The following is a 23,925-nucleotide window of genomic DNA, read 5'->3' on the forward strand; positions in this document are numbered from 1 at the left end:
TTAATACCATCTAAACTTTTCTGAATGCTTCCATGCTTCGCTAGGATTCCCGTATTTGCTTTTAATGTAATTAATTCCCCACGTTATTTGTATTGATGCATCTTCGTGCCAATTTGCTCCCGCGCTCGCCATTTTGTTTGCTGGAAGAGATTGTGGTATTCCGTATGCGCCAGAGCTTTTATTTTCTGCGTTCCAACGCCAATGAGATTCTCTTGTCCATAATTTAACAAGATCTTCCCACATTGCACCAGTCCAACCAATTTGAGCACATGCAGCTTGAGCATATAGCTTTGCTTGCTCAGGAGTGGCGTGAACCATGCCATTGGGATTGTTGTCTGGTGGAGCAGGTGCTGGTGGGGCTGAAGGAGCGGGAGCTGGCGTTTGTGATGCTGGCTGTGATGCTGCAGGTGCTTGTGTTTGAGAAGAGGAAGAAGGATTTTGCTGATTATTCGCATTAGATTGAAGCTGATTTTGTGAATTACTATTGTTCTGGTTTTGAGAATTTTGCACACTTTGTTGGGATTGACTATTTTGAGAAGGTTTTTTAGATTCTTGTGGTTTTGTTTCTTGTTTAGTGTTAGTTTTATTCAAATTAGTATTGCTAGAAGGTTTTTGTGAAGTCTTTCCGTTAGTGTTGTTACTACTTTGCTTATTCTGCTTAGGGGCTTGAGGATTAGGTTTGCTACCTACAGCAACAATCTGATCTGTTGCAGGAGTAATCACGTTTTGTTTTATTAATACAGAGCTTTCTGCTTTACCATCAACATAAGTCACATTGTATAAATCTGTTCGCTCGCCATTTATTCCAGATTGTCTAACAACTCTCACTCCAGATGGCAAATTTGGATCATTTATCGTTCTAGTGTTAAAAGGAACGATGACATTTCTAGATTCTTTTCCATGAGTTACGCGAAGAATGCGTAATACGGTTTGTGATCCATTTTCGCTTACGGTAACTCTATCTTCTTTTCCCAAAACGATTCCTAGAGAATCGAGAATAGAACTTGCTGGAAGTGTTCCATCTGGCGCTATCCTAGATTTGCCATCGCAAATAACCTCTACAGGTCCTTTTTTGTTAATAGACAATCCTCCAGTGAGTTTGTCGTAAATATTCTGCAAATTTACTGTGATTTTTGCAGCATGATCTGCATTTGCTTGGAAGAATCCAATTAGTTGATCTACGCTGGTTGCAACAGTCCAAAATGGTATTGTTATGCCATCTACTGTTACAGAAGTTTGGTAAGCGCTCCTAACGGTTACAGTTGTGTGATCTGCAAGAATTTCTCCCGAAGTACTAATAACTTGATCATGCGTTTTAACAGGTATTTTTTGTTCCTGCAGAAGTCTTTGTGCAGTAGACGCATAGGTTGTGACAATTCTTGTTTTACCATTGACAATTAGAGCTACAGATTTGCGCGCAGAAAGAGTAAAAATCCCAGTGCTTGAAATAATAAGAGCCAAAACGCATACAAGGATGCGTATTCTTCTCATTACAACAAACCTCTGAGGCGTCCATCTGCGTGCCATTCAACCTCACTTCCAAAGTAAAACTGAACTTTAATTATATATAATGCTCGCAACTGAGCTAAAAGCTTCTAAATGTTGTTGAAATCTATCATAAAAGTGGGGGCGGGAGAGAAGGGGATTGTTCCCGCCCCCATAGAGGAGGAGCTGGTTGGGGGACGCTCCACCCTCTTACTCGGAAATCCTGAGTTGGGGGAAGATTTCCGAGAACTTACTCAAGCAAAGTCTACAATGCAAATCTTTTGTAAGTTTTTATTTTATGTTTTATGATGAATAAGTCTTACTTTTTATAAATTATCATACGACAAATCTATAAACGTATTTGCTTTAATTCTAACCCTTTAACGCAAATTTTACTAAAATTGCCAAAAGCCTTCAACTTAACACTATTAACGATCGTATTTTAACACGTAGAAGAATAAAACAGAGCCTCCTGCCGGGATCGAACCGGCGACCTGCCGCTTACAAGGCGGCCGCTCTGGCCATCTGAGCTAAGGAGGCACGTCTCTGCGTGCAATAACTAGCTTGCGCGCAAAACATTGATTAGTGTACCAGCACCCAATGCCAAAATGCAACTTGTTTGCGCTGAAACACTAATCAACAAGAACTAGTCAATAGGATTTGGCTGATCTTTGTCAGTTATTTTTGGCATAACACCTTCAACTCCAACCTTAGATTTGTCTAACCCAATAGACTTAAGAATGGCATCTGGTGTACTAAGCTTCTTCTTGCTAACTTCAACCATATCAAGAAGTTTCCCGTTGATAGTAGTTGTTGGAGTTGTCATAGCTCCCTTATTTTGTCCGCTAACATTCCACAAAGCTTTACGATTTGGAGTATCGGAATTAATAGCATCTTGCCAAGCGAGATAATTCCTATCAAACGCTTTACTTGCTACCTCTTTGCTAACTCCAGCCTTAACTGCCTGTTCAATAAGCTTTTCATTGCTTACAGGTTTATAATCATCGCCTTCTTCTGGCTGGAAATCTTCAGCAAAAATGTTGTTAATAAATTGAAGCAAATGCAAAGGATTGTCGTCGTTAGACGAAATGTATGCGATTGCGCCAGTTACACGTGTTGAATAGTGGTCGCTAGAAATTCGATCTAAGAATGACATTGGGTGAATCTCAAGGTTAATCTGACCAGCCTTCATCATGGCAATAAGCATTTGATCGGAATCGCGATTAAAATTACCGCACCCAGGGCATAGTGGATCAGCATAAACTGCAATGGTTGGAGCATTCTCAACTGTTGTTCCATACCCGTTTTTGCTGATTAAAATTCCGCCCTCGTTGTTAGCGTACTTAGGCTTTTGGTTAGTCGTAAGTTTTTTAACAGCGCGTCTTGCTTGTTGAGCCTGCTCAATTTTCTTTTGATTTTCCATATTGTTTGCATTAAGAGCCGTAATGCCAATCGCAGCAATCATGCCAAGTAAAATAACCACAACAACGATTCCAACAATAGTTTGCTGGCGTAACTCTTTAGCCTTTTTGTCTTTAAGATCCTTACCATTGTGATTCTGCATGCTGTTTTGATTAATGTTTGGCATGTTGTTCCTTTCTGCACAGGTTTCTGTACAAGCAAATTTGGTGATGTTCTCGTGGAATAAAAATATCTGCAGAATAGTCTAGTTGACGGTATCAACTGTCTATATTTCTTGCTCGTTTGAGATTTTTCCCGCTCCGAGAATTGCTCCTGCCCCGATTCTGAAGATCTTAGTTTTCCCTAAAATAAAAGCAATAATCCATCCTGCTATAAAACCAATAAGATATCCAATTGATGTTTGAGAGAAAACCTCTGGAGAGTAAGTTGGAAAATGTATGGTAATAAACCATATTTTGAATTTAATTAATTGTGGAGTCGCATGAATCATAAGCGGGTAGATGTATGCGCCAATAACACCTGTAATTATCATTGTGACTAATCTAGGTATCGTGTAAATAGACGCTCGTACAAAATGCCAAGGTATGCTCCCGATTCTTATTAGCCAATCTTTTCCACCGGTCGAATCATTTGCGGATTGTCTGCGTAATTGCGCGCAAACATTGTATCCTATTGTGGCTGTAACAAGCATAAGAATAATGTTTGCAGACAGTGCGTCAATAATAGAGAATACTGAAATAGATGAGGAAAGTATTGCAAATATTATTAAAGAAAATGTTCCGCGAAACATGTATTTGCTTATTTTAGGATGTATGTTACCCTGTTCAGAATTTTTTGCGTATTCTTGCTTATTCTCGTATTCCTGTTCATCTTGATAAACATTATTCTGCTCATCAACATCTTGTCGATTGAAATTTTGTCTATCAACAATTTTTGTAGAGTCATCAGAATCTGTATTAAAACGTGTTGTATTAACAGTTGTTGTAAAATCACTTCTTTTAGTATCTTCAGAAACCCACATTTTTCTAGGATTTTCTGGCATAATCCGAGTTTGTGTTAGCTGATTAGGTACAGTTAACCCATCAGACGTATGGTCAAAAGGGTAATTAGATTCCTGTAAAGCCATAGGATTTAATGCATCTTGGCAAATAGCTTGTTCAAGTTGTTCGGGAGTACAGCGTTCGCTTCTTTTAGGACTCAATGCAGATCTAAATGCACGCATAGTATTTATAGGGAGTCCATTAAGATTAGCGTTTCCTGAAGCTGCCCTTTCCAAAACCGCCATTATTGGTTTTGTTCCAAAAACAGGCTTTCCTGTTGCAGCAAAAGCAAGAACTGCAGCGACACTCCACCAATCCGTAATCTCGTCAGAATCTGATCCTTCAATGATTTCTGGAGCAATAAAACCAGGGGTGCCCATAACTAAACCAGTGCGTGTTACATGTGATTCGCCCTGACCCATAGATATACCAAAATCAACCAAAACTGGTCCTGTTGTAGAAATCATAACGTTTGTAGGCTTAATGTCTCTGTGTATTATTCCAGCGTTATGAACAGCTTTTACTGCATCGATTAGCTTATGAGCGAGTCGTTCTAAATCGTCTGCGACATATGGACCATTAATAGCGACATCTTCTTTAAGATTGTGCCCATCAATTAGCTCTGTAACTATAAAGGCTATGGAAGCATCAAGCTCCATATCTACTATTGAGCACACGCCTTCGTGATGAATTTTTTGTAAAGCTAGAGCTTCTCGTTTAAGTCTAAGTCTTGCTTGTTCTTGAGGATTAGTGTTTTCTAATGAATCTAAATCTTCACTTTGATCTTCTAACATAGATGCGCGCAGAATTTTCATTGCGTAAAGTTGGCCACCATCATCGTGAACGCGCCAGACAGACCCCATAGCGCCTCCGCCTAAGCGTTCAATTAGCGTGTATCCGCCAATGTTTTGACCAGAACGCAAATCAAATATGCTCACATCTTCCATAATGCATTATGGTAATGGGAGAGTATGCCAATTATGCGTTCCAGTGGAAAATTTATACAAAATTTTATAAACAAATGTTTATATATTTAATGCATATTAATGCGTGTTTGTTAAACATTGTTTATATGTGATTTATCTGTTCGACACGCCGAAATGCTAGAAAATACTGTAATTTTGCTGTTTTTACTAAATAAACATGATATATTGGAGCATGGCTCAACGAAGAGAACCTTCAATGAACCATGTAAGTAAATGTGGACGATTGACGCCGCCGATGTAGGACTTGGGGTCTTGAGTGCACACCCTTCACAACGGATCGTTCGGCACGTACCTGCCGATGAAAGGAAAATATCATGGCAGAAGTTGTATTTGATCATGTCACCCGTATCTACCCTGGCAATGATAAGCCATCGGTTGATGATTTGAACATGACTATTAAGGATGGCGAGTTCCTTGTACTCGTTGGTCCATCTGGTTGCGGTAAGTCAACTACATTGAGAATGTTGGCTGGTTTGGAAGAGGTTAACAAAGGTCGCATTCTTATTGGTGGTCAAGATGTTACTACAATGCAGCCAAAGGATCGCGATATTGCAATGGTGTTCCAGAACTACGCATTGTATCCACATATGACTGTTGCAGACAATATGGGATTTGCTCTTAAGATTGCAGGCGTAAGTAAGGAAGAAATCCGCAAGCGCGTTGAAAAGGCTGCTGAGGTTTTGGATTTGACTGAGTACTTGGATCGTAAGCCTAAGGCACTTTCTGGTGGTCAGCGTCAGCGCGTGGCAATGGGTCGTGCAATTGTTCGTGAACCAAAAGTCTTCCTCATGGATGAGCCTCTTTCCAACCTTGATGCAAAGCTTCGTGTACAGACTCGTACACAGATTGCAGCATTGCAGCGTCAGCTCGGCGTCACTACCCTTTACGTGACCCACGATCAGACTGAAGCTTTGACAATGGGTGATCGTATTGCTGTAATCAAGCTTGGTGTTTTGCAGCAGGTTGGTGCTCCTACCGAGCTTTATGATCGTCCAGCGAACGTCTTCGTTGCAGGCTTCATTGGCTCCCCATCTATGAACATCAACCAGCATCCTGTTGTTGATGGCAAGGCTCAGATTGGCGAAGATTCCATCACTCTTCCAGCAGAAGCTGTTGATAAGCTTACTGAAGAAGATAAGGGTCAGATTATTGTCGGCTTCCGTCCAGAAGATGCAAGCTTGGCAACTTCTGATGATCCAAATGCCTTCTCCTTGAAGGTTGTGAACGTGGAAGATCTTGGCTCTGACGGTTATATTTACGGAAACATCATCACTGATGGTTCTCCAGAAGAAGCGTCTACAATGATGAGCGACCAGAACAAGCTCACAACGATTCGCGTGAACCCACGTGCGCTTCCAAAGGTCGGTGACACTGTAAAGATCAAGATTGATCCATCCAAGATGCACCTGTTTGCACCTTCTACAGAGCTGCGTTTGAACTAATTGCTGTTTTCTTGGGTACTTTGTATAAAGTGCCCAAGATTTCTGTATAAGGGTATGGCGGGGTTCGCTACGCGAGCCCCGTTTTCGCATCGTTTGAATTATTTACGATTAGTTATAATGCGATTAGTTATAATTTGATTGCGATTTATTATTCAATTATTGGCGTTCGAACTTAACGGGTAGATTAAAGTTTATGGAATGGAACGATACTCCTTTATTGGATCCACGTGCTATGCAAGCAACATCAGTATCTGCGCAGGATGAAACTGTATCTTCTGCAGAGCCTCAAGCTTTGAAGATTACTGCTGCAAGCTCTAATCCTCAAATGTTTATGCTTCCGTGGGAGCTTCCATTATCTCAATGGCCTACGAATCTTTTTGTAAACTTGCCGCGCGGTATCTCTAGGCACGTTGTGCGCTTTGTGCACGTAGGTGACGAAGTGTATGCAATGAAGGAAATTACTCGTCAAGTTGCTGAACGAGAATATGAGCTTTTAAGGCGTTTGCGCAAATTGGAGCTTCCAACCGTTACTCCTATAGCGGTTGTAGCTGGTAGAAAAGATAAGAACGGTGAACCGCTTGAGGCAATGCTGGTAACTCGTCATCTTAAATTCTCTCTTCCATATCGCGCTCTGTTTGCTCGTACCTTAAGACCTGATACTGCAGAGCGTTTGATTGATGCGCTTGCTGTGCTTATGGTTCGTCTGCATCTTTCGGGATTCTATTGGGGAGATGTTTCTCTTTCTAACGTTCTATTTTTAAGAGACGCGGACGCTTTTACAGCATTTCTAGTTGATGCTGAAACAGGTGATTTGCATGGAAGCCTTACAGAAGGTCAGCGTGAATACGATATTGATTTAGCTCGCACAAACATAATTGGCGAACTAATGGATTTAAGTTCTGGTCAACTTTTGCCTGGTGAGGTTGATGAGATTAGCATTGGAGATAGGCTCGTCGACCGTTATCATTCTCTTTGGAGCACGCTTACAGATGTGGACAAATTTAGCCCAGACGAAATGTGGCGTATTGAAAGACGAGTCAATAGGCTTAATGAGCTTGGTTTTTATGTTGACGAGTTGGAAATGAAGACTTCTGTGGATGGGCGAAGAGTGTTGGTTCGCCCACGAGTTGTGGATGCTGGTTATGCTTCACGTAAGCTACTTCGTTTGACTGGTCTTGATGTTCAGGAGAATCAGGCTCGTAGGCTTCTTAATGATTTAGATGCTTATCGTACGTCTACGTGGCGCCAGGGCGAAGAGTTGGAGATTGTTGCTACTGATTGGATGCGTGAGGTGTTTGAGCCTACGGTACGCATGATTCCTGCTGAGTTTAGATCGCAAATCCAACCTGCACAGTTCTTCCATGAAGTATTAGATCATCGTTGGTTTATGGCGGAACGCGTTGGGCATGATGTTTCTATGCAAGACGCTGTAACAAGCTATATTAAGAACGTTTTGCCGCAATATAAGATGGACAAGCGTGTTTTGGCCGCGATTAATGCGGATGCTGATTCTGGTGTGGTAGACGATGAATACACGTATTCCACTTCGTCGCCTATGACTCGCGATATTGATGAAGATGACCAAGACGCTAGTGTTTGGGCTAGTTGAATTCACTAGTTAGTTCATATTTTTCTTTAATCAGCAAAGAATATTTTGCTATAATTATGGAATTTTTTATTAATATCGTGTGATATTATTCAACCTGTTAGTTGCCAATGATTGTCAACTAACGGAAATAGTTATTGTGTAAATCAAAGGAGATTTCTATGTTAAAGGGCATTGATCCCATTATATCGCCAGAATTATTGAAAGTACTTTGCGAAATGGGACATGGAGACGTTTTGGTTTTGGCAGATGGAAATTTTCCAACCGAATCGGTAGGAAAAGATGCAATTGTTGTTCGTTGTGATGGTCATGGTACTTCAGAATTGCTAAAAGCGATATTGAAGCTTATGCCTCTTGACCAGTACACATCTAAGCCAGTTACTCTTATGGAAGTTGTTCCAGGGGATCCTTGTGAAACTCCAATTTGGAAAGACTATGAAGATATTATTTCTGGTTTTGATAAGCGTGGCGCTAATACCATAGGAGCCTTGGAGCGTTTTGCATTTTATGATGAAGCGAAGAATGCGTATTGTGTGGTTGCTACTGGTGAACGTGCTCAATATGCGAATATTATGCTTCGAAAAGGTGTGGTTTTCGCTGGAGAATAAATAACCCTTATACCAATAAACCCCACCAGAGATTCTGATTAGAGTATTTTTTAACACTGCATCGTTGTAAATAAGATTTTTGTAATTTCTTATTTTGCGCTGCAGTGTTTTTAGTTGTGTTATATGGGAATGTTTTTCTGGCGCACATCCTTGTTTTTTGTTAATATAGTAAACAATTGATTGTTCGATGTGAAGTTGCATTGATCACTAAAGCAGGGTGGCAGCATGAATGAGGATTATTTAGCAAATGTAAGGCCTACAGCACGTCAAATTTCTTGGCAGCGCATGGAAATGTATGGTTTTATTCATTTTGGAATGAATACTATGACAGATCGTGAATGGGGGCTTGGTCACGAAGATCCGAAGATATTCAATCCAGATAATTTAGATGTTGACCAGTGGCTTGATGCTCTACAATCGGCAGGTATGACCGGCGTGATTCTAACTTGCAAGCATCATGATGGTTTTTGCTTGTGGCCTTCAAAGTACACCAAGCATACCATTGCGTCCTCTCCATATAAAAATGGAAAAGGAGATATTGTGCGCGAAGTTAGTGAATCAGCTTATCGACATAATATGAAATTTGGCGTATACCTTTCACCATGGGATCGTACAGAATCATCATATGGCACTGGCAAAGTTTACAACGATTTTTATATTAATCAACTTGTTGAATTGCTAACGCACTATGGTCCTATTTTTTCCGTATGGCTTGATGGTGCTTGCGGCGAGGGTGAGAATGGTAAAACGCAAACTTATGACTGGCAACGAATCTATAATACAGTCCGGGCGCTGCAGCCAGATGCTGTTATCAGTGTTTGCGGTCCAGATGTGCGTTGGTGCGGCAATGAAGCTGGTCATACGCGCTCTAATGAGTGGAGCGTATTACCTACAGAATTACGTAGTGCTGAATTAACCTCTTCAAAATCACAACAATCAGATGATGGTAAGTTCTCTCGCAAATTTGCGTCTACTGATGAAGATTTAGGGTCTCGTAAGGCGCTTGCACACTACGAAGGCGATTTTGCTTGGTATCCAGCAGAAGTTGATACCTCTATTCGCAAAGGTTGGTTCCATCACGATAATGAGGATAATAATGTTCGCAGTTCTGATGAATTATTTGATATATGGTGTAAATCTGTAGGGGGTAACTCAACACTTTTGTTGAATGTGCCACCGACGCGTCATGGTTTGTTAGCAGATTCTGATGTTAAAATTTTAAAAGAATTGGGCGATAAGATTCGTAAATTCCATGGGCGCGAATTACGAGATCATGAAGCATTATCAATACAAGTTTTAAGTCCTAATACATATGAAGGAAATCCAAAGTACTTGGTTGACAGAAAACAGGGTACGGCATTGTCATCTTCTAAGCCGATTGATTTTCGTATGGTATTTACTGAACCTACTTATATTGATGGCTTAGTTATTGAAGAAGATATTAGTAAAGGACAACACGTTGAAACAGCTGAAATTCACGTTGTTGATGAATGTGGAGTAAATCATCATGTTTCAGATGTTCATGCCATAGGATATCGCAAAATTCTACGTTTTGACGCGATTTGTGCAGTATCGTTAACTGTGAGAATAACTAGTATTCGTCAATATGTAGCTCTTCAATCATGCTATCCACTAGTTGCACAAGACGAGTAGTAGAAAAGAAAACTCTGATATAAATTTATTTCAATAGCAATAAAATACCGCTGACATAGAAACTTTCTTGTAACTATATCAGCGGTATTAGCTATAGGAGGGGGGGGGTTAGAATAATTGCAAATCCACATTTAGAGAATATGGTTTATTGGCAGGCAAATGATATTCGGGATGCACAGGCGAGCCCCACGAATCATCGCCGCCGACTCCCATTTGTGCTGCAAGAATTCGCAAGAACATATGCTTTGAGTCGCCTAAATCACTTATATGTTGTGCTTCCTCTATCATAGTGCTGCTGTATGGAAGTAAACTTATGCAGAAGTTGCTAGTACTATTATGTCGCTGAATACGCATGCCATGTCCAGAATCGTCTGTTACGTTTGCCCATCTTACTTTTTCATGATTGCCAGTTTCTTGTGGGACAAGATATGGCATAAAATCGTCAAAAGCATTTGTTTTCCAAATCCCTAAACGTCCCGCACTGGTGCGGTCTGCATATGTTTCAACAGGACCAATACCGTAGAATTCAAGGTTGCTGTATTCTATTGGTAGCATCCATTCCAATCCAAATGCTGGAATGGAAGGTAAATCTTTTCCAGAAGGAACATAATTTAGTTCAATGTGTAAATCTCCTGATGTTTTAGACACATATGTTAAATTCACTGTTGTATGGTCTGCGTTAGCAAGTTCATATTTGTATACAATTTGTAGCGTATTGTCGTCGAGCTTCTCAGCTGTTTGATCTACGCATTTAGCATATTTACCTGCTACAGCCCATTGAGCACGCTCAAAACCATGCTTGCAACCGCGGTCATTGTCTGTTAGTGCTCGGAATGTAGTGATCAAAGGACGTTTAATCACAAATTCTCGTTCGCCAAGACGGTATGAAATAAGCCCGCATTGTGAATATGAAAAAAGCGTTTCGATTGAAGAGTTACGTGTTCCTGCGTTCCAGCGTCCAATAGTAACAGTGCCATCTTTATGTAATCGTGCATTTGATATTTGCTTAGCTTGTGATTCTGAATTTTTAGTTAATATTGTGTATTGTCCGAACGATAATTCGTATCCTTTTTGTGCCCAACGTGTAGATTTTGCAAGCGTGCACGAAACTTCAAAAGTAATTTCTTCCCCACTGCTTTGATACTGTTCTAATGGCCACTCTATGGTCATTTCAAAATCATTTTCAGGTTCCACATTACACGTATATGGTTGAGACCACATAATTTTGCCGTCAACGCGTAATTTTGCCAAGAATACGTAATTTTCAGTATTCGTGAAAAGCTGATGGTTTTCTATGCGAACACCATTTTCGTTTGGATATAGTCTTATATTTGCATATTGTTGTTTAGCCTCAATGGCCTTAGGACTTGGTTTTCTATCTGCGAATAATAGACCGTTGCCACAGAATTCATAATCGGTAGGTCGATCATCAAAGTCGCCACCATATGCCAAATGCGTGCTTCCGTCTGGTAGGGTTTGTTTTATTGCCTGATCGATGAAATCCCAAATAAAACCACCTTGGTAATGTGGATACTTTTCAAGAGCAACATACTCGTTCATGTTTCCCAATGAATTTCCCATAGCATGCATGTATTCGCAAGATATATAAGGTTTATCTGGGTTGTTTGACACGTATTTTTCTATTTCATCTGCGTGAGCATACATGCGTGTTTCAATGTCGCTAGTATCGCGCCAAGACTTATCCATAGTCTGCCCTTCGTAATGCACTGGGCGATGTGCATCTAGAGCATGAGCATGATGATACATAGAACGAAATACGTCTCCACCAAAGGATTCGTTTCCGAGAGACCAAATCAGCACACATGGGTGATTGTAATCGCGTTGAATCATGTTATCGACGCGATTTACGCACGCGGCACGCCATTCGTCTCTACTTCCAGGAATAGCGCATTCTGGAGTTATGTTTCCGCGCCCATCTGACCACGTTCCATGGGTCTCTAAATTAGTCTCGTCAATAATATATAGCCCATATTCGTCGCATAAATCGTACCAAGCATCTTGATTAGGATAGTGAGAAGTTCGTACAGCGTTTATATTGTGTTGCTTACAAAAAAGCACATCGGAAACCATGTCATCATATGTGATTGCTCGGCCTCTGTCGCAATTAAATTCATGACGGTTTACGCCTTTGAAAATAATGCGTTTTCCGTTTAATCTCATTATGCCGTTTTCAATATCAAAATGTCTAAAACCAATCGGCTGCACTACATGTTCAATAATATTTGATTCTTTGCTTACAACATCAATATGTAAGTCGTATAGCGCAGGGTATTCAGCACTCCAAGGTAGTGCTTTAGTAATAGTAGTCTGTTTTAGTTCAGTAATCGTTTGTGCAGGTAGCGTGCAGTCCCACAAAATATCATTATTATTTGTGAATTTATCGTTGCTGTATTTATGATTTGTGATGTAAGTGTGCAGTGTAATATCCGTTAAATTGTCTCCTTCTATGTTTGCTCTGAATGCGAGTTTCCCAGTATTTGTATCATTGCTATAATCTGCATCAACATGAAGATTTGATACATGGGTGGAAGGATGTGCACACAGTTCAACGGAACGGAAAATGCCGTGTAGTCTCCAATAATCTTGATCCTCTAGCCATGATGCGCTAGAAAATTCGTAGCACGCTACAACAATACTATTTTCAGAATCTTTTAAAAATTGAGTAATATCAAATTCACTCGGCGTAAAAGAGTCTTCACTATATCCAACAAACTTTCCGTTAATCCATACATAAATAGCTGTTTGTGCTCCATGGAAGGTAATAGTAGCTTTACCTTCTTCGTTCAAAATCTGTTTAAGATTATTTTGTAAAACAAAATGTTTCTTATAAATTGCCACGTGATTTAAGGAAGGAACATTTGGTGCTTGAACGTCCTCATGACCATCCCAAGGGTACTGAACATTAACGTATTGCGGTTTTAATAGACCATTCATCTGTAAGTGTGATGGAACTGAGATTGTTCGATATGAAGAATCTTCGTAATTTTTAATATGTTCATCTAAGTTTTCAGGGTTGAATACGTGGGAAGAAAGTAGCTTTACTTTCCACGTTCCATTAAGTGACTGTATTGGGGTGGTGTCATTTATTGTGTAATGATGATGTGAATGCGCTGGAATAGTGTTAACGGCAAAAACCTGAGGATTTGTTATCCAATCAGTTTTTGCATAGTTGGAAGATATGCAAGTATATGTTGGCTCATCCCAACAAGTATTGTCATTATAAATAGATGGCCTAGCCATTACATGCTCCAAATCGTGTTAGTAAAAGTTAAGAATACGTATAGATTAATTATGCTTCTGACAGCATAAAACTGTCAGAAGCAATAAAAGCAGATTTAGCGGGTTACCCTTTTGTCGCTCCAATTGCTAAGCCTGATTGCCAGTAGCGTTGCAATGCCAAGAAGAGCAGAATCAGTGGGAATACGACTAGCAAAGATGCGGTAATGACTAGGTTTGGAATAATAGGCATATTGCCGCCTTCATTTCCTTGAGCATTCCACTGTGCAAGTCCTAATGCCAATGGATACCATTTAGAGTCTTTCAGCATTATCAATGGAAGGAAGTAATTGTACCAAATAGAAACAAATGCGAACAATGACACTGTTACTAATGATGGCTTCATAAGTGGTAATGCCACCTGGAAGAAAATGCGTCCTTCGCCAGCGCCATCGATACGTGCTGCTTCTATAAGAGAAGTTGGAACACTTTGCCCTGAGAATGTCCACATTAAATATAGACCAAATGGGTTTAGTAGAGATGGGATTATTACAGCCCAAGGAGTGTTTGTTAAACCAAGTTGCGAGAAAATCAAGAACTGTGGAACTACAAGCAGTACTCCTGGAATTGCCATAGATCCTAAGATGGTTAGCAAAATAAAGTGTTTGCCTTTAAAATTGAGTTTTGCTAGAGCATATCCTCCCATAGTTGCAAACAATACAGAAATGATAGTGCCAATTATTGTGTATAGGACCGTATTTAGAATCCATCGTGCGAAAATGCCATTGTTATATGTAAATACCTCTACTATATTGTCCCATAGAGCGAATGAGGATCCAAATGATAGACCGAATGTAGAAGCAAAATCAGCCTTAGTTTTTGTAGCATTTATGAATAGCCAAACAAATGGAACGAGGGCATATAAGAGATATAGATACACCCAGAATGTCATCATTGGACTCTTCTTTGGATGTTCAACAGTGTAGAACCTCGTGAGTGGAGGCATAGCTGCCTGATTATTTGATGATTTTGTTGTATTAATCATTTGTTCTTCCTTTTGGATGCTTCGTTGCATATTTCGTCTATGGTTAGTCAGCGGTGACATTTTTGCGCATATTGCGAATTTGAATCGTAAATGTAACTACAATGACAATAATTGCCATAATCAATGCTGCTGCAGCAGCATATCCCTGTGAAGAGTCACCAAAAGCTAGATTGTAAATGTATAAGTTTGGTGTCCAACTGGTTGTAATGCCAGTGCCTCCAACCATTTTTGACAAAATTTGCGGCTCGTTGAAAAGCTGTACACTACCTATTATTGAGAAGATAGTAGTTATAGCCAGTGAGCCTCTAATCTCTGGAAGCTTGATATAACGATCTATTTGGCGATAGCTTGCGCCGTCAATTACAGCAGCTTCGTAGAGATCTGGTGAAATAGCCTTTAATGAAGAATAGAAGATGAGCATGTTATATCCAATAGCAGCCCAGCTAATCATTACTCCGATAGAAATCATGATAAATGAAGGAGAAAATGGATTTATATCAGTATGAGATATCTCATTAAAATTCTTAAACAGACCATATCTGGTTCCTAGGATGAACCCCCACATTAATGTGGAGATAACACCAGGAACAGCATATGGGATGAATATTGAGATTCTGCACCAGTTTGTGCCATATAGACGTTTCGAGTCGATAGCAAGAGCTAGGCAAATCGAAATTATCAACATTAGAGGGACTTGGATTGCTGTAAATATGAGAACGCGTGCAATACCCTGCCACAATAATGGATCTTTCAAAAGTTCGAGATAGTTTTTTGCGCCGACAAACACAGTTCCGCCAATTAATTGGTGTCCAAAGAAACTAATGTACATCGAGTATACAAGTGGAATAATAAACACGAAGGTAAAGAGAAGCAAAAATGGAAGCACGAACATCCAACCAGCAGCTCCTTCGCGTTTAATGCCATTGCGTTGCCGTGTTAAATTCGCTCGTTTATTTTTAGAAGTGTTCAATATCATTGCTTTCCCCCAATGTAAAAATTTTTCAGTTAAATAGGTGCTGCTGGTGTTGTAGCACCAACAGCACCTTAAAATGGTAATGAGTTTATTTGCTACTATGAGTAAACATTATTTGCTTACTGTGAAGCCCTGCTTGTTTCCATAGTCAATGCACAGCTTAGCCCAGTTTTCTAGCTGCGTTTGAAGTGATTCGCCTTTGGCCACCTTTGCATAATCCATATTGTCGCCATATAGATCACGCACTTTTTCCATGAACGGAAGGTACTGCCATCCTTCTCCTACTTTTTGAGCTGAATCAGCAATAGGTTCACGGTACTTCTGGTCTCCGAAGTAAGGGTCAGTAGAAGAGAGGAATTCGTTATTCTTAAGTACGGAAACATTTGGAGGGAATACTCCAGCATCAACGCGTGCTTTTACGCCTTCCTTATCGTAGGCAAGGAAGTGTAAGAATTTCCAAGCCCATTGATGATTCTTTGCTTTCGCTGGAATAGCAAAGCCAGAGCCGCCGTTTTCTGCGCTCAACTGTTCGCCCGCTTTCCATTGAGGCATAGGGGCAACGCGGAAGTTTCCAGCTTGTTTCGGAGCGCGATCTTTAATGCTAGAGGTGAACCATCCTCCTATGATTTGTGTGGCAATAGTTCCATCGTTTAAAGCTCTGTTCCAATCATCGGACCAAGTTTTGATATTAGTTGCAATCAAGCCTTCCTGAATCATCTTCTGATAGTAAGATACAGCTTCCTGCATCTTTGGATCTTTTACGTTAATGTGAGCAGTGGTTCCGTTAACCTTAAATGGATGCCCTCCAGCTTGCCATACAAGGGATAGCAATGTGAAGATATCACTTGCGTCATTTGTTATGTAGTACTTGTCTCCGAGTGCTTTTACTTTCTTAGCTGCTTGGTAATATTCTTCCCAAGTTTCTGGTACTTTGCTTACTCCTGCTTTTTCTAATATTGCCTTATTGTAGAACATGACGCTTGGGCCGTAATCCATTGGAATTGCGTATGGCTTATTGTTGAAGCTGATGTCCTGCCATGCGCCTTTCACAAATGTGCCTTTATCATTATTTGCGCCAAGAGTGCTTAAATCTACAAGTTTATTTTGAATTGCGAAATAAGGAACCGTCAAGTACTCAAATTCCATAACGTCTGGAATTCCCGATCCAGCTTGAATGGCTGTATCCAGAGCCTGATAAGCGTCTGTTACAGTTTCTACTTTAATTTTTACGTTTGGATATTTCTTTTCAAATATTGCTGCTGCTGCTTTTGTTGGTGTTGTATTACCAGTCCACACAGTGAGGTTAACAGGTGTTTTAGTATCAACTTGCGCTGATGAACTCGAGTTATTGGTGTTACCGCATCCAGCAAGCGATAGTAGAGCGGCGCTCGCTGCTGCAATGATGCCAATAATTTTCTTTCCACTATGCATGGCGCTTCCTTTCTTTGAAGCTTTACTTGTCGACTTTGACGAGTTGTGTATTGATTGCCGGCGGCATCTATGTCGTTGGAACATTCAATGTTAACTATCTTAACAAATTATTTATTTGTTGTAAAGGCCAAGAAATATACAAACACTTGTGTGTATATTGGGATGAAATCATTGTTAAGAATTATGGTAATTATGGTAGTTATGCCTAGCGCGTATGCGTTACAGATGGCTACAATGGTTGAGAGAGTACAATATAGTTTATTGTGAAATTTTGTTGTGAGTACATGTGCTGATAACAATTTTCCTGATGATTTGGCCTATTGGTGGGATGGTACGATGTAGTACTTACTTTCAGTATGCTGCAACAGCCCTATACTTGAGGAGTGTCATGTTTGGAACAACTGATGATAATGCCCTGTCTTGCTTTCTATCACCTTCTATGACAGTTACTAAAAAACATGAACCCGCTGATGTACGAATCAATAATCGCATGATGGTTTTTGGACAAATTTTTTCATCATGTCCTATGTCTAGAGCACAAATTGGCAGGAAAACCGGATTATCGCGAGTTGCTGCATGCGAAGTCGTGTCTGACATGTTAGATAAACACTTTCTGATGGAAAATGGATATGAACAACCAACGCGACCTGGTAAAAAAGGCACTTTAGTAAGTGTAGATGATCAATATTGGAATGTGATTGTTCTGGACTTATCAATGCCATTTTTGTTGCAAGCTGCTGTTATGAATTTACGCGGTGAAATTGTAACTAGGGTTGAAAAATCCTTTGATAAAATTACTGCTGTTACGCCTGAAACTGTAATTGCTTTAGCTGAGTCACTACTTGATGGTGCCTCGCACATACTTGGTTTTGGTGTTGCTGTCCCAGGCATTGTTGATGAAGATGGTGTAGTAGTTGAAACTGCGAATTTTGGGTGGAAGAATGTACCTTTACGTAAGATGTTTCAACAACATTTTGGTAAGTTTTGTGCAGTAGATAATGACGCGAATAGTGCTTTGATTGGTGAACGTTTTTGTGGGACTGGCAGAGCAACTGGCATTTTTGTTCAAATCGCTGTTGGCGTAGGCGCAGCATTGTTAATCGATGATTCGCTCGTTTTGGGTATTCATCATGCTGCAGGTGAAATCGGTCACGTAGTTGTTGATCCAGATGGTCCACAATGCACGTGTGGTAAGCGTGGTTGTTTAGAGACTTTTATATCTGCAGCTAACTTACGAAGAAGAATTAATGAGAATCCTTTAGACAGAACAACAATACTACAGGAAGCAGGTCGTTCACTTGGACATGTGCTTGCTCCGTCGGTTAGCTTACTTGATTTAGATGATATTTTTGTATACGGTTCAAAAGATATTGTTGACGATATATTTTTAGGTGCAACGGAATATGCAATTAATGCCGAAGCCGCCTCAACACTACAAAACCATTCTATTCGTGTACAGCAATGTTCTTGCGGTAGTGACATAGTTTTACGTGGTGAGAGCATCGCTGTTGTACAGGCAGTGCTTCGAAATGCAAATGAGTATAAAAAAGTGCCCCCTGTGGGACTCGAACCCACAACCCAAGACTTAAAAGGACTCTGCTCTGCCAATTGAGCTAAAGGGGCAACAAATGCCAAGTATACTACATTTTGTAGACTAATCCAACTTATGGCTACATGTAGCGTGTGTTTTGTGGCAAGTTGCTGCAAAATTGCAGGCAAAAATCACAAATTGATCTGTCCTAATTCTTCAAGTTTTTCTTTAATCTGAGTTGCAGTCGGCTCAACCATAAAACTTCCATCGCTAAAAGTAACGACAGGAATATGCTTCTGCCCACTAATATCAATAGCCTTTTGTTCGGCGCCTTCTTCAGATTCAATGTTATGCCAAGTAAAAGCAGCATTAAACTTATTAAGCGCAGCTTTAGCTCTGATGCAATCGCCACACCAATCTGCTCCATAAACATCAATCAATGGCGAGTTTTCCATACGCAATACCCCAATTCAATTTCTGATTACAAAATTAACTTACAAAAGTATTGTATTAAAATGCTAATATTTACGCGTTTTTTGCTTACTGTAGCAACAGTCTTTGTTGCATTCTAATTAACTGTCCCTTTAATTTCATAGTCTTTATTATATGAATATAGTTATGGATTTAGATTTGATTATATGGTCCACTGTTGGCACAGTTGTTTTAGCAGTGCTTTTAGTGACTGCGGCAGTTGTGCTGAGAATTATCAGTAAGTCGCGAGGTCCTTTAATACCTACTAGCAAAGATGATCCACTGCCTAGCGTAGCTAAAAGTGATAGTAATGTTGAGCAATCTGCGCCTGAAAATGTTTCCTCTCGAGTTACAAGATTGCGCTCTAAACTTGCTAATAGTGCGAATCCTTTTGGCCGTGCTCTGTTCAATATATTGAGCAAAGATAATCTTAGTGAAGACGATTGGCAAGATGTAGAAGATACGCTTTTAATGGCAGACGTTGGAGCACAGGCAAGTGATGAATTGGTTGAATCACTTAGAAAAGATGCTAGGATTTCTGGAACAGCAAGCGCACAAGATGTACGTGAAATACTTCGTGCAAAATTGCTGGATATCGTTGGTGCCAAAACAGATAGAAGCCTAAATGCGGATTCTTCTAAAGCTCATAAGCCAAGTGTAATCATGATGGTTGGTGTAAATGGCACTGGTAAAACCACTACTGCTGGAAAGCTTGCGCGACTAATGGTTTCTAAAAATCGTTCTGTAATATTAGCTGCAGCAGATACTTTCCGCGCTGCAGCTGCCGACCAGCTTGAAACTTGGGCAAATGCTGTAGGTGTTAAAATTGTTCGATCCGAAAAAGACGGTGCAGATCCAGCTTCTGTAGCATTTGACGGTGCCGCCAAAGCTAAGGAATCCAATTCAGATGTTTTGATTGTAGACACGGCTGGAAGGCTGCAAAATAAGGCAAATCTTATGGACGAGCTTGGCAAAATTCGCCGAGTTATTGAAAAAACTGTTCCTGTAGATGAAGTCCTTTTGGTTCTTGATGCTACAACTGGTCAAAATGGCATGGTCCAGGCAAAAGTTTTTGCTGAGGCAATTGGAATTACAGGTGTGGTTTTAACTAAGTTAGACGGTTCCGCGAAAGGCGGTATCGTGGTTTCTGTTCAAAAAGAGCTAGGCGTTCCTGTGAAGCTTGTCGGATTGGGAGAAGGTCCAGACGATCTAGCTCCATTCGATCCAGAAAGTTTTGTGGATGGAATATTGGATTAATCTATCGTAATTAGTTATTAATCACGCAGCGCCAGTTGAGTAGAATATAAAAGAACATATAAAATAGAATATTGAAGACATAACCGCCGAGGGTTGTGTATTGTGAGGTGAAAGATGACCGCAATGGATCCGCAATGGGCATTATTGGCCGCTGCTTTAGTGTTTATAATTACGCCAGGGATTGCTCTATTTTATGGCGGTCGCGAACGAGCAACATCTATGGTCAACATGATGATGCTTTCTGCTGGAGCTATTGCGGTAACAACCATAGTTTGGACGCTATGGGGATGGTCAATGGCTTTCGCTGGGAAAGACATGATTGGCGGCGTTGTGGGCGATCCTGTGAGTGGTTTGCTTCTACGTGATTCAATGGTTGCAGATCATGGAATTTTTACTTCTATGGACGCAAACACAGGCTTGTCGGGCGGAGGTATTCCAGCAGCCTTTAGATTAGCGTGCGCTGTCGTAGCAGTTGCTCTTATTACTGGTGCGTTGGCTGGACGCGTAAAATACGCAATTTGGCTTATATTCGTGGCGGTATGGGTCACTTTAGTATTTGCTCCTCTAGCGCATATGGTTTGCGGAGGGGGATTGCTTTCTCCTAATGGCGCAATATCACAAGCTCTAGGAATTCAAGTACATGATTTTGCTGGAGGATCGTTGTTGCATCTGACTGCAGCAGTTTCTGCGCTTGCAATCGTGCTAATTATTGGTGGTCATGCGCACTTCCCGTTAAAGCGATTTGTGCTTCATACCAAATCCTCTACTGTTCAAGGTAACAGTAGTAATAATTCTGAGCATAAGGGAAATTTGGTTCGTGCATTGTGGGCTGACGTTGCGAGATTTAGTAAATTAGAGGCTAATACAGGTTCATCATCTTCTAAGGCAGAAGATTCTAATGGTTCTGTTGAAGCTGTTAGTGATGTTGCTGATAATTCTGTAAATGTTCTAAAACGCCATCCGCATAATGTACCGTTTGTTGTTCTAGGAATTTTTATTATTTGGTTTGGCTGGCTTGGCTTAATGATTGGATCTTCTGTAGGTCTTCCTGGAGTTGCTGGATATGCTTGGGTTTCATCCACTATTACAGCATCTGCTTCTATGCTTGCTTGGGGTGTTACGGAGCGTTTGCGTTCAGGTTGTTTTACTGCTGTTGGCGCCGCGTCTGGAATTATGGCGGGTTTGGCTGCTAGTTCTGCCGCTGCAGATGTGATTGCGCCTTTATGGGCAATGGTATTAGGAGTTATTGTTGGTGTCGTTACATGCCTTGCAACGCATTCTAAGACTTTTGCGCGTTATGATGGAGCGCTTCATGTTGTGAGCGTGAACGGCATCGCTGCTCTTATCGGTATTTTTGCAGTGGGATTGTTTGCTGATAGTAGCGGACTGTTTTGCGTTGGTGACTGGCATCAGCTTATCGCGCAGATTTGTTTACTTGTAATCACTGTTCTTTATTCCGGTGCAGTTACTGCTTTAGTTGCATTTGGTTTAGAGAAGCTTTTTGGTTGGAGAATATCGGAAGCTAAAGAGCGTAAGGGTGTTGATTTGGCAGATCAGGGTGAGCGCGCATATGACTTTTCTAGTATTGCTCAAGCTAGAGCTGGAGCTGTTGTAGAAGTTGCTGATTCTGAAGAAGGGAAAACCCAAGTGGCAGTTCTTACTCCAGTAGCTATTTCTGTTGATGAATCAGTTGTAGATGCAGATGGTGATTCTGTAGATTCAGATAGTGATTCAGCGGTTGCTGGCGATAATTCAGCTCATTCTGATGATAATGTTTCTACTCAATCGCAAGACGAAGTTGAATTGAGCGAAGAGAAGATTGAAACTGAAAAAGATGTAGAAGAGTCAGAAAATTCAGAAGAATCTGATTCTAGTTCTGTGGAAAATAAGTCAGATAAATCTAGAAGTAATTCTAAGAAATCTCAAAAGAAGCAATAAAATATCAAAGTTTATGTAAAATAATCCCCCATTGGTGTGAATATCTCAAGATTATGACACACACGGACTAAGTGATGTGGATAAAAACTTTGAGTTATCCACATTTTAGGCGTGTTGCTGTGTGTATCTCAAAAAGTTATACACAAATGGGGGATAACATTGTGGATATCCTGCGGATAACTTTTCCAAAAACAATTTTGATTTGCAATTGGCAAATATTTATGATAGCGAAATAGGAAAGGAAAAGTCGCAAGCAGCCGAATATCAGATTTAGAAAAGTAATGTAATAAGTAATAAAAAATAATAAAAGTAATAAAAATAATAGTTTTATTAAATACTTAATCTAATAAGTTTTTTCGACAGTACAATAGTGCATTATGACAATAGCCAAGAGTAACGCAGCTACCAATAGACAAGAAGATAAAGAATCTGCTATAAACAAAAAAGATTTACTGAAGCATATATTTTCTCTAGCTATTCCTACATTTGGACAGCTTATTGCAGAGCCAGCGTTTGTTTTAATAGACACCGCAATAGTAGGTCATTTAGGTAAAACGCAACTTGCAGGGCTTTCAATAGGATCAACCGTGCTTTTAACAACAACGGGACTATGCCTGTTTTTGGCGTACAACACCACAAGCCAAGTTGCAAGGCTGCTGGGTGCTGGGAAAAATCGTCAAGGACTAAGCGTTGGAATGGACGGTCTATGGTTGGCTCTTGGGTTAGGTGTTGTTTTAACGCTTGTTTTAATGGTGTTTGCACGCCCGCTTTGTCAAAGTTTTGGAGCAAGTGGAGATACGCTTAAAAACGCGATTACTTACACTCAAACTGTTATGCCAGGATTGCCTGCGATGCTACTAATTTATGCGGCAAATGGCATATTCAGAGGACTTAGCAAAGTAAAAATCACACTTTTTGCTGCAATAAGTGGAGCTGTGCTAAACGCTATTTTAGATATTCTATTTGTGTTTGGAATGAATCTTGGCATTTTTGGATCTGGAATAGCAACAATGATAGCGCAATGGTATATGGGTATTGTTTTAACGCTTCCAGCGATTTTTTGGGCAGCTCGCGAAAAAGCACGTTTGCGTCCGCAAGCGCATAGCATACTTAAAAGCGCTGGAAGTGGTATTCCGCTGTTTATACGCACATTGGCGTTGCGCGCGTGCATGGTGGCAACTGTTGCAGCGGCTGCTCGTCTTGGAACAAATACTTTAGCCGCATACCAAGTTGCAAATTCTTGCTGGAATTTTGTTATGAACATATTAGACGCTATAGGGATTGCTGCTCAAACAATAGTCGCCTCTGCGCTTGGAGCTGGATTATTAAAACGCGCTAACATAATCACAAAAATATGCGCACAAGTAGGCGCATTAAGTAGCGTAATCGTTGGAATTTTAATGATATTTGCAGGATGGCTACTATCACCGTTATTTAGCCCAAACGTAGAAATACAACTCTTAGTTTCAATAGGAATGACGATTCTTGGAATTTTCTTGCCGTTATCTGGATTTATGTGGGCCTTAGACGGAGTGCTAATCGGAGCTGGAGACCACAAGTATCTTGCTAAATCGTGTTCGATTACAGCTGTTGTATACCTTGTTGCGATTAGTGCAATGTGCTTTGTAAATATAGCTTTTGGCTCTACTGACATAATTAGAACCGTGTTATTGTGGGTGGCTCTGAACCTTGTATACATTGGTGGAAGAGCTTTAGGAAATTCTCATAGGGTTAAAACAGATGATTGGATGAAGTCTGCAAGTCTGTAAGTATGTGAGTATGTGAGTATGTGAGTATGTG

Annotated in this window: 15 protein-coding genes, 2 tRNA genes and 1 pseudogene; 8 read left to right on the forward strand and 10 right to left on the reverse strand. The window is 40.4% G+C overall.

Translation table 11 applies throughout. From position 1 onward, the window contains the following. The 4 genes from HXT24_RS01575 to HXT24_RS01590 all read right to left on the reverse strand — a co-directional run bounded on the left by HXT24_RS01575 (position 1) and on the right by HXT24_RS01590 (position 4,894). The gene (locus HXT24_RS01575) at positions 1–1,527 is read right to left on the reverse strand and encodes a G5 domain-containing protein (RefSeq protein ID WP_415686372.1); all 1,527 of its coding nucleotides are present in this window, start codon (positions 1,525–1,527) and stop codon (positions 1–3) included. 424 nt (positions 1,528–1,951) lie between these two features. After that, positions 1,952–2,025 (reverse strand) — tRNA-Thr (locus tag HXT24_RS01580). A gap of 106 nt (positions 2,026–2,131) precedes the next feature. Next, entirely contained in the window at positions 2,132–3,073 is a 942-nt protein-coding gene (locus HXT24_RS01585) for a DsbA family protein (protein ID WP_004114060.1), read from the reverse strand. 99 nt (positions 3,074–3,172) lie between these two features. Continuing rightward, complete coding sequence (locus HXT24_RS01590; protein ID WP_422119497.1) at positions 3,173–4,894, reverse strand: serine/threonine-protein kinase; 1,722 nt, start codon at positions 4,892–4,894, stop codon at positions 3,173–3,175. Between the two features lie 353 nt (positions 4,895–5,247). Here HXT24_RS01590 and HXT24_RS01595 point away from each other — a divergent pair, with 353 nt between their 5' ends. The 4 genes from HXT24_RS01595 to HXT24_RS01610 all read left to right on the forward strand — a co-directional run bounded on the left by HXT24_RS01595 (position 5,248) and on the right by HXT24_RS01610 (position 10,242). Further along, complete coding sequence (locus tag HXT24_RS01595; protein WP_004114066.1) at positions 5,248–6,375, forward strand: ABC transporter ATP-binding protein; 1,128 nt, start codon at positions 5,248–5,250, stop codon at positions 6,373–6,375. Positions 6,376–6,568: 193 nt separating this feature from the next. Then, on the forward strand, positions 6,569–7,984 hold the full coding sequence (locus HXT24_RS01600) for a DUF4032 domain-containing protein (RefSeq protein WP_004114068.1): 1,416 nt from the start codon (positions 6,569–6,571) through the stop codon (positions 7,982–7,984). A 158-nt stretch (positions 7,985–8,142) separates the two neighbouring features. Next, positions 8,143–8,589 (forward strand): RbsD/FucU family protein, encoded by a 447-nt coding sequence (locus tag HXT24_RS01605; RefSeq protein WP_020761205.1) that lies wholly within the window; start codon positions 8,143–8,145, stop codon positions 8,587–8,589. Positions 8,590–8,814: 225 nt separating this feature from the next. Then, positions 8,815–10,242 carry an alpha-L-fucosidase gene (locus HXT24_RS01610; protein ID WP_422119498.1) on the forward strand — a complete coding sequence of 476 codons (1,428 nt, stop codon included), beginning with the start codon at positions 8,815–8,817 and terminating at the stop codon, positions 10,240–10,242. Between the two features lie 108 nt (positions 10,243–10,350). On the opposite strand, the gene HXT24_RS01615 is transcribed toward HXT24_RS01610, so the two are convergent. The 4 genes from HXT24_RS01615 to HXT24_RS01630 all read right to left on the reverse strand — a co-directional run bounded on the left by HXT24_RS01615 (position 10,351) and on the right by HXT24_RS01630 (position 16,928). Continuing rightward, complete coding sequence (locus HXT24_RS01615) at positions 10,351–13,503, reverse strand: glycoside hydrolase family 2 TIM barrel-domain containing protein (RefSeq protein ID WP_422119499.1); 3,153 nt, start codon at positions 13,501–13,503, stop codon at positions 10,351–10,353. 103 nt (positions 13,504–13,606) lie between these two features. Continuing rightward, the gene (locus HXT24_RS01620; RefSeq protein ID WP_004114082.1) at positions 13,607–14,524 is read right to left on the reverse strand and encodes a carbohydrate ABC transporter permease; all 918 of its coding nucleotides are present in this window, start codon (positions 14,522–14,524) and stop codon (positions 13,607–13,609) included. Between the two features lie 43 nt (positions 14,525–14,567). Further along, positions 14,568–15,500, reverse strand: coding sequence for a carbohydrate ABC transporter permease (locus tag HXT24_RS01625; protein ID WP_004120282.1), 933 nt, complete (start codon positions 15,498–15,500; stop codon positions 14,568–14,570). Positions 15,501–15,608: 108 nt separating this feature from the next. Next, positions 15,609–16,928 (reverse strand): ABC transporter substrate-binding protein, encoded by a 1,320-nt coding sequence (locus HXT24_RS01630; RefSeq protein WP_004114086.1) that lies wholly within the window; start codon positions 16,926–16,928, stop codon positions 15,609–15,611. A gap of 742 nt (positions 16,929–17,670) precedes the next feature. Here HXT24_RS01630 and HXT24_RS01635 point away from each other — a divergent pair. After that, a pseudogene (locus HXT24_RS01635) lies at positions 17,671–18,372 on the forward strand (ROK family protein); the annotation flags it as partial. Positions 18,373–18,478: 106 nt separating this feature from the next. Here HXT24_RS01635 and HXT24_RS01640 read toward each other — a convergent pair. Together HXT24_RS01640 and HXT24_RS01645 are read right to left on the reverse strand one after the other, a co-directional pair. After that, positions 18,479–18,551 (reverse strand) — tRNA-Lys (locus HXT24_RS01640). A 99-nt stretch (positions 18,552–18,650) separates the two neighbouring features. Further along, a complete protein-coding gene (locus tag HXT24_RS01645; RefSeq protein ID WP_004114090.1) occupies positions 18,651–18,914 on the reverse strand; it encodes a glutaredoxin domain-containing protein in 264 nt (87 codons plus the stop codon). A 151-nt stretch (positions 18,915–19,065) separates the two neighbouring features. Between HXT24_RS01645 and ftsY the strand changes: the two genes are divergently transcribed. The 3 genes from ftsY to HXT24_RS01660 all read left to right on the forward strand — a co-directional run bounded on the left by ftsY (position 19,066) and on the right by HXT24_RS01660 (position 23,894). Beyond that, on the forward strand, positions 19,066–20,187 hold the full coding sequence (ftsY, locus tag HXT24_RS01650) for a signal recognition particle-docking protein FtsY (protein ID WP_020761208.1): 1,122 nt from the start codon (positions 19,066–19,068) through the stop codon (positions 20,185–20,187). Positions 20,188–20,301: 114 nt separating this feature from the next. Beyond that, positions 20,302–22,125: an ammonium transporter gene (locus HXT24_RS01655; RefSeq protein ID WP_422114001.1), complete on the forward strand. Its 1,824-nt coding sequence runs from the start codon at positions 20,302–20,304 to the stop codon at positions 22,123–22,125. A 377-nt stretch (positions 22,126–22,502) separates the two neighbouring features. Continuing rightward, positions 22,503–23,894 (forward strand): MATE family efflux transporter, encoded by a 1,392-nt coding sequence (locus HXT24_RS01660; protein ID WP_415686378.1) that lies wholly within the window; start codon positions 22,503–22,505, stop codon positions 23,892–23,894. The last annotated feature ends 31 nt before the right edge of the window (positions 23,895–23,925 follow it).

The organism is Gardnerella sp. DNF00354, assembly GCF_049262755.1.
In the GTDB taxonomy this organism is placed as follows: Bacteria; Actinomycetota; Actinomycetes; order Actinomycetales; family Bifidobacteriaceae; genus Bifidobacterium; species Bifidobacterium vaginale.